Genomic DNA, 10,269 nt, shown 5'->3' on the forward strand with positions numbered 1-10,269 from the left:
TATTAACACTTATTTAAAATGAACCGTCAGCCCATTGACGCGTTTGTTTTTGTTTGCCTCGTCATTTTTCATGCAGGAAATACTGGACATTCGCAACCGATCGCACTATAATGTAAGAAAAGTAAGAAAGGTAGGTCGATTGATTATGAAAAGAGCCAAAGAAGAAAATCGGTTTATCGTCAGCGTAAAGGTCGGACCGAAGGGGCAGATCACCATCCCCGTCGAAGCGCGAAAGATGTTTGACATCGAAATCGGCGACACGCTGATGATCTTGGGCGATAAAAAAAGAGGTCTCGCAATTATGAAAGACGATGCGTTTTATGCTTTAATGGGAGGAATGGATTCGAATGGACGCGATCAAAATCAATAATTTAACGAAACGATACAAAGACGTAGTCGCCGTGGATGGACTGGATCTTTCGATCTCGGAGGGAGAGCTTTTTTCCCTGCTCGGCGTAAACGGCGCGGGCAAGACGACGACGATCAAGATGCTCTCGGGGCTCGTAAAGCCGACCTCGGGCGACGCTTTTCTTTTCGGTCACTCGATCACGAAAGACGAAGAAAAGATCAAAGGTATGGTGGATATTTCGATGCAGGAGACCTCGGTCGCGAGAAAGCTGACCGTTCGGGAAAACGTCCGCTTTTACGCGAGCCTCGCGGGGCAAAGCAAAGCGGAGATCGAAGAGAGCGAGCGCTACGTCTTCGATATTTTCTCCCTCGCGGAAGTCGCGGACAAGCAAGCCGACAAACTTTCGGGCGGTTGGCAGAGAAAGCTCTCGATCGCCCTCGCCTTGGTCACGAAGCCCAAGATCCTCTTTTTGGACGAGCCGACGCTCGGGCTGGACGTCCTCGCGCGGAGAGAGCTTTGGGCGGCGATCCAAGGTCTCAAAGGGAAAATGACGATCATTTTGACGACGCACTATATGGAAGAAGCCGAAGCCCTTTCCGACCGCATCGGAATTATGAAAAGCGGGAAACTTCTCTTTATGGGAACGAAAGAGGAGCTTTTCGATCAAACGAATCAAACGAGCGTCGAGGACGCCTTCGTCCTGCTCGCGACGGGAGGAAACGAAAATGCGTAAATCCTTAAAAAGAATCGGAGCTTTGACCTGCCGCAACCTGAAAGAGATCGCGCGCGATCCCCTTTCCCTCGCCCTGACCTTTGCGATGCCGCTCGCGATGGAGATCCTCTTTTATCTCGCGTTTCACAGCGCAGCTCCGCACTTTCAAATGAAATATCTCGCGCCGGGCATCGTCGTCTTCTCGCAAGCGTTTTTGACCCTCTTTATGGGGCTTTTGATCGCGCTCGACCGAAGCTCGGCGTTCCTGACGAGGCTGTTCGTTTCCAAAGCAAGATCTTACGAATTCATCCTATCCTACGCTCTTTCCGCCATGCCGATTGCCTTCGTGCAATTCATTCTGTTTCTTCTCGTCGGCGGGATCATCGATCCGAGCATTTTCTCGCCGGGAATGCTGTTCGCTTTGCTTTTGAGCATTTTGACGGCGATGACCTTCGTCGGACTCGGCGTCCTGTTCGGTTGCGTATGTAGCGAAAAGTCCGTCGGCGGCGTCTCTTCCATCGTCATCGCGGGGCAATCCGTCTTATCCGGAATGTGGTTCCCCCTGGAAGGGCTTCCCAAAGGCTTCGTAACCTTTATGGACGTCCTGCCCTTCCGCAACGCGACGATGCTCGTCTCGAACGCTTCGAGCGGCGCGCCTCTTACGTTCGCGAATTACGGGCAGCCCGCTTTGATCGTGGCAGCCTATACGCTCGTCCTTTTCGTCGCGGCGATCCTCGCTTTCAAAAGCAAAATGAAGGCGAAATAACGACCGTGAAAAACCGTTTGATCTATCTTCACGGGAAAGGCGGCAGCCCCGACGAAGCGGAGCACTACAAACCGCTCTTCCCCGATTTCGAAGTCATCGGATTAAACTACCGCGCCGAAACCCCTTGGGACGCGAAAGCCGAGATCGGCGAAGCGATCCGCGCGGCGAAAAAAGGATGCGACCGCTTGATCCTCGTGGCGAACAGCATCGGCGCGTTTTACGCGATGAGCGCCGAGGTCGATGCTTTTACGGAAAAAGCCTTTTTCATTTCTCCGATCGTCGATATGGAAAGGCTGATCCTCGACATTTTGGCGTGGTCGGGGTTGACGGAAAAAGAACTCGAAGAGAAAGGCAAACTCGCGACGGCGTTCGGCGAAGACCTTTATTGGGAGTATCTGACCTACGTTCGCAGTCATCCCCTTTCTTGGCGCGCGCCGACCGAGATCTTATACGGTTCCGCGGACGAACTCACTCGGCTCGAAACGGTCGAAACCTTCGCGAAAAAGATCGGCGCGAAGCTGACCGTAATGCCGGGCGGCGAACATTGGTTCCATACCGCGGAACAAATGGAGTTCCTCGACTCTTGGATCCGAAACGCTTTATAATTCACCCTCGGGTCGCGCGATTTCGCGACCTTTTTATAAAAAAAAGAGGCGCGAAACCTCTTTTATGCAAATATGCGCATAGGCGCATATTTTGATATCGGAATAAATCGCCCGCTCCGATTTTATCGGAAAACCGTTCGCGTTATCGCCTTTTCCCTGTCGGCGTTTCCCGCCGTTAAGCGTTCGCTTCCCGATCCCAAGCGTCGACGTCTGGGAGCGTTACGGACGCGCCGCCGTAAACGAACGTCCAAGTAAAGTCGCTGACGGTTTCGCCTTCGGCGTCGGTTATAACGACGCGAAGGGTTTGCACGAATCCCTTATCGGCAGTCGCGGTCATGCTGAAAGTACGCTGTTCTGTGGCACAAGTAAATTCCAATGAACCGCGGGAAACGTTGTTTTCCCATTCGATCGTGGCGCGGCAATGGAAATTATCGCCGATTTCCGGAATCTCATCGGCGACGCTCGCGCCGCTATCCTTATTCATAAACGAGCAGTAATTGCGATTATAAAGATCCGCCATCGTGCCGTTTTCGCCATCCTCGCGATATCCCCTTTTGCTACTGTCCGAGCAAAGGTAGGAACGTTGCGATCGATTCACTGTCGCCACGTAAAAATGCGATCCGTTTTTGAAAGCGTAGACTTCCGAGCCGTCCTTATTCAGGGTGTAACTGCTCGCGCCTTTTACGGTTTCCACGTACTGCACTTCGCCGTCCTTATCTTTGCAGGTAACGACGAAATCGGGATCTTCCAAGGTGTCTTTGAAAAAGTCGCTTTTCAGCTGCAAGGAGTATTCTTTTTCCGAAGAATCCAAATACTCGGTTCCGTCCATATGTCCCCATTCGCCTCCGCAAGCGGAAAACGCAAAGAGACTTGCGAAACAAACGAGCCAAACGATCGAAAAGAATACTCTCGATTTTTTCATAGGGAAACCCGCCTTTTAATTCATTTCTTTTTCCGCAAGACGAAGCGCGGATTCGAGAACGTCGTCCATATCGTAATACTTATATTCGCCGAGCCGCCCGCCGAAAATAACGTCCGTTTCCTTTTCGGCTTTCTTTTTGTACTTCTCGTACAAGGCTTGGTTTTTCTCGTTATTCACGGGATAATAGGCTTCTTTCCCGAGCGTCCAAGTCTCCGGGAATTCGTAGCTGATAATCGTCTTTTCCCCTTCGCCGAACTCGAATTTTTTATGCTCAATGATGCGGGTATACGGGACGGAAGCTTCCGTGTAGTTGACGACGGCGGTCTCCTGAAAACTTTTTTCGTTCAGAGTCTTCGTCTCGAAGCGCAGACTCCTGTATTCGAGGGGACCGAATTCGTAGGAATAGAATTCGTCGATCGCGCCGGTGTAGACCGTCCGTTTCGCGATCCCCGGATGCCCTTTTACGAAGTCTTTGTAATCCGCGCCGAGCAAAACTTCGATCCCGTCCAGCATTTTCGCGACCATTTCGGTATAGCCGCCGATCGGGATCCCTTGATAAACGTCGTTGAAATAATTGTTATCGAAGGTAAAGCGGAGCGGAAGCCTTTTGATGATCGAAGCCGGAAGCTCCTTGCACGGACGGCCCCACTGCTTTTCGGTGTAGCCCTTGACGAGCTTCTCGAAAACGTCCCGCCCGACGAGGCGAAGCGCTTGCTCTTCGAGGTTTTTCGGCTCGGTTTTCGGAAGCTCCGCGATCTGCTTTTCGATGATCGCTTTCGCTTCTTCCGCCGTTTCCACGCCCCACATTTCGCGGAACGTGTTCATATTAAAGGGCAAATGATAGAGTTTGCCTTTATAGTTTGCGAGCGGCGAATTGATAAAATCGTTAAACGCCGCGAAACGGTTCGCGAACGCCCAAACTTCCTCGTTCGAAGTATGGAAAATATGCGCGCCGTAACGATGGACGTCGATCCCGTCCACGCGCTCGGTATAGACGTTTCCCGCGATATGCGGGCGGCGATCGATGACGAGGACTTTCTTCCCCGCGTCCGTCATTTGGCGAGCGAACGCCGCGCCGAAGAGCCCCGCGCCGACGACGAGATAATCGTAGGTCATGCTTTCGCCTCCGTGATCTTTCTCGCGAGATAGACGCCCATAACGGACGCCATCATCAAACCGCGCGTCCAACCCGTGCTGTCGCCGAGGCAATGCAGGTGACCGATCGAGGTCGAGAGGTTCTCGTCCATCTTGATCTTATTCGAATAGAATTTGAGTTCGGGCGAATAAAGAAGGGTCTCGTCCGACGCGAACCCGGGAACGATAACGTCCACGCTCTTGATGAAATTGATGATGGAAAGCATCGCACGGTACGGCATCGCGGCGGTGATATCGCCCGCGACCGCGTCTTTCAGGGTCGGGCGGACGTTGGAATGTTCGAGTTCGTTCGGCCAAGTGCGTTTTCCGTCCAGAATATCGCCGTAGCGTTGGACGAGCATTTTCCCGTTTCCGAGCATATTCGTCAGTTCGCCGACCTTTTTCGCGTATTCGATCGGCTGATTGAACGGCTGGGTAAAGTTATGCGAGCAAAGAATCGCGAGGTTCGTGTTTTCGGATTTGAGTTCTTTATAAGAATGCCCGTTGACGACCGCGAGGTTCTCGTCGTAATTCTCTTGGCTGACGAAGCCGCCGGGGTTTTGGCAGAAAGTCCTGACCTTGTTTTTGAAAGGCTTCGGATGCCCGATGAGTTTCGCTTCGTACAGGACGCGGTTGATCTCTTCCATCACCTCGTTTCGGACCTCGACGCGGACGCCGATATCCACCGTCCCGGGTTGGTGCAAAATCCCGTGTTTCGCACACATAACTTCGAGCCACGACGCGCCGCGACGCCCGGTGCAGACGATGACCTCTTTCGCTTCGACGGCTTCGACTTTGTCGCCGAAACGGACGAGCGCGCCTTTACACTCCTCGTTCTCGATGATGAGATCGGTGCATTCGGTGTTGAAGAACATTTCCACCCCTTCGCCGAGAAGATACTTTTCGATATCGTAATAGATCTGCTGGGCTTTCTCCGTCCCCATATGGCGGATCGGGCAATCGACGAGCTTCAAGCCCGCTTGGATCGCCTTTTTGCGGATCTCTTTGATCTCTTCTTTATGGTCCACGCCCTCGATCTTTTTATCCGCGCCGAACGCGAGATAGATCGAATCTGCGTAATGGATCAGATCCTGAACGGTGTCGTATCCGATCAGATCGGGGAGATCGCCGCCGACGTCCGCCGAGAGGGAAAGTTTCCCGTCCGAAAACGCGCCCGCGCCCGAAAATCCCGTCGTGATCGCGCAGTTCTTGCAATTCACGCATTTCCCGGTCTTCGCCTTCGGGCAAGCGCGCTTTTCGATCGCCGCGCCTTTTTCGATGAAGGTGATCTTCTCTTTGCAGCCGCGCTTCAAAAGCTCGATGGCGGTAAATATGCCGGCGGGTCCGGCGCCTATGATCAAATAATCGGTTTTCATTTTTCGCTCCTTTCGATCTCTATGCGCGTGCGCCGAAGCGCACGCCGCTATACATAATACAACAAGGAAACCGAAAAAACAACCTATTTCCTTTTTTTCGGAGAATTCTCGGGAAGAAGATTCCAAAGCAACTTACGAAAAACCGCCGCATATAGTAATGTATGACGATCGGGGTAATGGACAGCGGAATCGGAGGTCTCGGCGTTCTCGCCGAGCTCGTAAAAAGAAAATGCGCGGAAAACTACGTCTATTTCTCGGACGGGGAAAACCTACCCTATGGGAACAAGACCAAAAACGAACTTCGCGAGATCGCGCTCCGCGGGGTAAAGATCTTGCGGGAAAGAGGGGCGAACGTCCTCGTTTTCGGATGCAATACCCTCTCTTCCGCCGCGCTCGACGCCGCGCGGAACGCTTTCGTCGGTCCGACGTTCGGGCTTCTTCCCCGACCCGAATTCTGCCTCGGCAAATCCCTCCTTTTAACGACGCCGACGACCGCGCTCTTTCTTCCGAAACTTTCCGAGAATCTTTCCCTTTTAACGCCGCCCGACCTCGCCGCGTTGATCGACGGGGACTATCCCGATCTCACGAATGTCGAAGCCTATCTTTCGCCTCTCCTCGCGCCCTATGCGGACGCGGAAAGCGTCTATCTCGGTTGCTCCCATTACGTCTTTGCGCGATCGGTCTTTCGAAAAGCGCTCCCGAAGGCGAAGATCCTTTCCGGTATAAACGCGCTCGCCGACCTCGCAAAAGCAGTGTTGCCCGCGGCGAACGTCAAGAGTCAAAACGTCGATTTTCTTTTCAGCGGCAAGAGTCAAACCGACCGATACGCCGCGATCCTTTCCTCTCTTCTTTGATTCAAACAAACGCTTTTTCGATCCCTTTCGCAAGCGCGGAAGCAAACGCCGCGACGAAAAGGTCGATCTCTTTCGGGGTCACGACCAAAGAGGACGGAAGCGGCTCCACGAAACGCGCGTGACACAATAGCGGAACGCCGACGGACAGGACGGGGACGCCGACGGTTTCTTCGGTCAATCCGATCCTTTCGTTTCCGACGCCCCCGCCCGGGGAAATCCCCGCGTCCGTGAGCTGAACGGCGCGACAAAGCCTTTCGACCTTCCGCGTGGCGAGGGTGTCCACCGCGAGGACGAGGTCGGGGCGGATTTCTCTTGCGACGCCGCGCGCGACCTCGGCGCTTTCGATCCCCGTCAGCCCGAAAACGGACGGCGAAAGGATGAAAAACCTCGCTTTTCCCTTTCTCGCGGGATCGAGTCTCTTCACCGTTTCGCTCCCGAGAGCGTCCGCGACAGCGAAAGGATTCCCGAGTCCGACGGCGAGAATCCTTTCGATTTTCCCTTTCGCGAGCCTTCTCGCGCTCTCCGCGACGGCACGCGAAATTTCCTCGGAAAGTTCGGATAATTCCAAAATATTTCCGTTTATCAGGATCGTCTGATATTCCCCTTTCCCGCGGATCGAAGAAAAGGACGCGAACGGCTCTTTTGCTTGAAAGGTCAATCTCGACAGTCGTTCTCCGATCCTTTCTTCCTCCGTTTTTATGCCCGTTTCCGAGGTTTCGGCGGCTTCCGAAGCGAGTTCTTCATATTGTTCCATAGTTTTAGACTGCGAGAAATGAAAAATATTATCAAAAAATAATTGCAAAGCAAAGGGCGGCTATGCTAAAATACATATTACGTTAAAAACATAAATAAAAGGCGCGAACCGCGCCGAAAGGAGAAATTTTAATGCCTAACATCAAATCCCAAAAGAAACGCGTGCTTATCACCAAAGAAGAGTATCTTCGCAATAAGTCCATCCGTTCGGAAGTCAAGACCGCGATCAAGAAGTTCAACGCCGCGATCGCCGCGGGCGACGTAGCCCAAGCCGAAGCGCTTCTTCCCGTCACCGTTTCCGTTATCAATAAAGCCAAGAGCGACGGCGTCTATCATATCAACACCGCGTCCCGCAAAATCGCTTCTCTGAACAAGTCACTCAATTCCATCAAGGCGTAATCTATGCCCGGTGTGAAAATCAACACGAAAGAAGACGCGTTTCGCCTTTTCGACGAAGCCGTAAAAGCGTTGATCAACAGCAATTTCATCATAACGCAGAAGCCGATCACCGACCTTTTGAGATGCTTGATTTTCAGCGACAAACTTAACGCGTTCGTTTCGGACTGCGTTAAAGGGGTCAATTACGAAGAAGAATTCGAAAAAGCCGTCTCGGAAACCGAGTACGGCTCTTCGTTTACTCTTCCCCAAAGCAACAAACGGATCATCGCGCTCGTCACGGGGCTTCTCTCCGATTTCGACAACGGAAAGCGCTCGCTCACCGGTTTTTTGCGCGAGTTTTATCCCTCGAACGATAACAATCGAAAATACAAAATGTTTTGCGAAAGCGTCTTGATCCCCTATCACGCCGCGTTTCGCCAATCTTTTTTGTACGACATCGATTCGGCGGAAGGATCTTTGGACGCGGAGCGTAGCCCCGCGATCACGGAAGGCGTCTTAGAGCAAGCCGCCGCCGTCCTCTCCTCTCTCCGCACCGTCTTTCAAGGGGATAACAAGCTGTCGTCCAAGAAACGGGAAGACCTCTTTCTTTTGACGGACGGATTATATTACAGCCTCGAAAAAGGAGACCCCCGCATCATCAAAGCGGTTTGGACGGGTCTCAAAATCGCGCTCGCGGGAAACAAAAAAGCCGAGCGCAAATTCTCCGACGTAACGGAATTTCTCGCGCTTTACGCGCTCCTGTAAGGTTCATTATTCATTATGGCAACGGATTCCACGCTGAACAAACTCATTCTCTTGTACGTCATGGACAAGATGGAAGTTCCTCTCGAAGAGGATAGTCTTACCGATCTTTGCACGGCGGACCACAGCTGGATGAATTATATGGACTGCAAAGACGCGATCTTCGATCTCGACGAAGTCGGGTTCTTCCATAAGCGCCTTTCCCAAAACAAGACGATTTATAACATCACGCCGGACGGCAGAATGTGCCTCGCGAATTTCTACACGAGGATCCCGATCTCCCTTCGCGAAGAGATCAATTCTTTCATCAAGTCGCACCGCATGGATTACCGCCGCCGCCAAGAGTACGTCAGCGATTATTTCAAAAACAGCGACGGGACCTATACCGTCGTCTTGAAGATCCTGAAAATGGGAAGCGACCTGCCCCTCGTCGAGCTGAAAATGGTCGTGGAAAGCCGCGAGAACGCCGCCTTTATCCATAAAAACTGGCAATCCCGCGCCGGCGCCGTCTACGGCGCGCTGTGCGACAACCTCTTGGACGGCTGAGCGAAAGTCAAATAAACGAAAAAAATGCGCCGCTTCTGCGACGCATTTTTTCTTCTGTCGTAAGGACTTATTCTTGCACGAACGAGCAGATCACGCGAACGGATTTGCGCGCCTCGGGAACCGATAGAATGGAATAAACGTGCGGAAGGTTTTTTCCGATCAACGTCTTTACGGGTACGCCCGCCGCTTTCATCTTATCCACGAGAAGCATTACGTCCGGATAAAAGAGATCCGCCGTTCCTTGGATGATCAACGTTTCGGGAAGCCCGGCGAGGTCGGCGTTCAACGTACTGACCTTTCCGTCCGAAACGTCTGTTTCGCCCGCCCACGCTTCGGCATCCGCCTTTAAGAATCCGACCGAAAGGACGGGATCTGCGGCTTCGTAGTTTTTGATTTTCGGATTATTCATCGCGAGATCCACCCACGGTGCGAGCAAAACCATTTTCGAAGGGAGCGCGGAGCCCGAATCGCGAAGTCGCTGCGCCATTCCGAGCGCGAGCCCGCCGCCCGCGGAATCTCCGATGAAGACGACGGTCTTTCCGGCGTTATCCATTCGCCACGCCGCATACTGCGTCAGAAGTTTCTCATAGGCTTCCTCATAGGTGTGATGCGGCGCCAGCGGATAGATCGGAGCGACGACTTCCGCGCCTGTCTGTTTCGCGATGGTATCGAGGAGCGCCCATTGCCCTTTCGAAGCCTCGGCGACGTACGCCCCGCCGTGAATAAAGAACAAAACGAGATCGGATTTCGTCGAAGAATTGATGTAATAGACCTGCATTCCCGCTTCTTCTTTTACGACATGACCGCAGGTAAATTTGAAATTCTTTTGCAGTTGATAGGTTGCCTCGGGCGCCGCCTTGACCGATTCGAGTCTTTGAATCTCCTGCTCGTACGTCCATTCCTTTTTCGACGCCGCTTTTTTCCACATATAAACCGTGGCGGCAAGAGATCGCCCGTAGATCGCATGGGAAAGCCCGACGGACAGCCCGCCGAGAAAGGTAACGGCAAGCGCGATACTCACCAAAATGATCCAAAGCCTTTTGGCAATACTCTTTTTCGATTGTCTCATTTCTTCCGTTTTCATTTATTTATCGAGTAACAGAGAAAGATAG

At 52.6% G+C, this 10,269-nt stretch carries 13 protein-coding genes; 8 read left to right on the top strand and 5 right to left on the bottom strand.

Annotation, left to right across the window (positions count from 1 at the left end; all coding sequences use genetic code 11):
* Window positions 1-145: 145 nt before the first annotated feature.
* From K5753_03505 to K5753_03520, 4 genes are read left to right on the top strand one after another with little or no spacing between them, the layout of a single operon-like run.
* Entirely contained in the window at window positions 146-370 is a 225-nt protein-coding gene (locus tag K5753_03505) for an AbrB/MazE/SpoVT family DNA-binding domain-containing protein (protein MCR4726266.1), read from the top strand.
* The gene (locus K5753_03510; protein MCR4726267.1) at window positions 348-1,082 is read left to right on the top strand and encodes an ATP-binding cassette domain-containing protein; all 735 of its coding nucleotides are present in this window, start codon (window positions 348-350) and stop codon (window positions 1,080-1,082) included. Before K5753_03505 ends, K5753_03510 begins: the two co-directional genes overlap by 23 nt.
* On the top strand, window positions 1,075-1,827 hold the full coding sequence (locus K5753_03515; protein MCR4726268.1) for an ABC transporter permease: 753 nt from the start codon (window positions 1,075-1,077) through the stop codon (window positions 1,825-1,827). The genes K5753_03510 and K5753_03515 overlap by 8 nt, the downstream gene beginning before the upstream one ends.
* Before the next feature lie 5 nt (window positions 1,828-1,832).
* Window positions 1,833-2,432 carry an alpha/beta hydrolase gene (locus tag K5753_03520; protein ID MCR4726269.1) on the top strand — a complete coding sequence of 200 codons (600 nt, stop codon included), beginning with the start codon at window positions 1,833-1,835 and terminating at the stop codon, window positions 2,430-2,432.
* A gap of 175 nt (window positions 2,433-2,607) precedes the next feature.
* On the opposite strand, the gene K5753_03525 is transcribed toward K5753_03520, so the two are convergent.
* Genes K5753_03525 through K5753_03535 form a run of 3 tightly spaced genes read right to left on the bottom strand, consistent with a single transcriptional unit; the run spans window position 2,608 to window position 5,864 of the window.
* Complete coding sequence (locus K5753_03525; GenBank protein ID MCR4726270.1) at window positions 2,608-3,354, bottom strand: hypothetical protein; 747 nt, start codon at window positions 3,352-3,354, stop codon at window positions 2,608-2,610.
* A 15-nt stretch (window positions 3,355-3,369) separates the two neighbouring features.
* Window positions 3,370-4,470, bottom strand: coding sequence for a UDP-galactopyranose mutase (gene glf, locus K5753_03530; GenBank protein ID MCR4726271.1), 1,101 nt, complete (start codon window positions 4,468-4,470; stop codon window positions 3,370-3,372).
* Window positions 4,467-5,864, bottom strand: a complete 1,398-nt coding sequence (locus tag K5753_03535) for an FAD-binding protein (GenBank protein MCR4726272.1) — start codon at window positions 5,862-5,864, stop codon at window positions 4,467-4,469. Before K5753_03535 ends, glf begins: the two co-directional genes overlap by 4 nt.
* 161 nt (window positions 5,865-6,025) lie before the next feature.
* Here K5753_03535 and K5753_03540 point away from each other — a divergent pair, with 161 nt between their 5' ends.
* Entirely contained in the window at window positions 6,026-6,718 is a 693-nt protein-coding gene (locus tag K5753_03540; GenBank protein MCR4726273.1) for a hypothetical protein, read from the top strand.
* Between the two features lies 1 nt (window position 6,719).
* On the opposite strand, the gene gpr is transcribed toward K5753_03540, so the two are convergent.
* On the bottom strand, window positions 6,720-7,472 hold the full coding sequence (gene gpr / locus K5753_03545; GenBank protein ID MCR4726274.1) for a GPR endopeptidase: 753 nt from the start codon (window positions 7,470-7,472) through the stop codon (window positions 6,720-6,722).
* Between the two features lie 131 nt (window positions 7,473-7,603).
* On the opposite strand from gpr, the gene rpsT reads away from it, so the two are divergent.
* From rpsT to K5753_03560, 3 genes are read left to right on the top strand one after another with little or no spacing between them, the layout of a single operon-like run.
* The gene (rpsT, locus tag K5753_03550; GenBank protein ID MCR4726275.1) at window positions 7,604-7,870 is read left to right on the top strand and encodes a 30S ribosomal protein S20; all 267 of its coding nucleotides are present in this window, start codon (window positions 7,604-7,606) and stop codon (window positions 7,868-7,870) included.
* A 3-nt stretch (window positions 7,871-7,873) separates the two neighbouring features.
* The gene (locus K5753_03555) at window positions 7,874-8,614 is read left to right on the top strand and encodes a hypothetical protein (GenBank protein MCR4726276.1); all 741 of its coding nucleotides are present in this window, start codon (window positions 7,874-7,876) and stop codon (window positions 8,612-8,614) included.
* A 15-nt stretch (window positions 8,615-8,629) separates the two neighbouring features.
* The gene (locus K5753_03560) at window positions 8,630-9,157 is read left to right on the top strand and encodes a DUF4364 family protein (GenBank protein ID MCR4726277.1); all 528 of its coding nucleotides are present in this window, start codon (window positions 8,630-8,632) and stop codon (window positions 9,155-9,157) included.
* Between the two features lie 67 nt (window positions 9,158-9,224).
* On the opposite strand, the gene K5753_03565 is transcribed toward K5753_03560, so the two are convergent.
* Window positions 9,225-10,226 carry an alpha/beta hydrolase gene (locus tag K5753_03565; GenBank protein ID MCR4726278.1) on the bottom strand — a complete coding sequence of 334 codons (1,002 nt, stop codon included), beginning with the start codon at window positions 10,224-10,226 and terminating at the stop codon, window positions 9,225-9,227.
* Window positions 10,227-10,269: the final 43 nt, after the last annotated feature.

It is taken from the genome of Clostridia bacterium (assembly GCA_024685775.1).
Classification (GTDB): domain Bacteria; phylum Bacillota; class Clostridia; order Christensenellales; family CAG-1252; genus CAG-1252.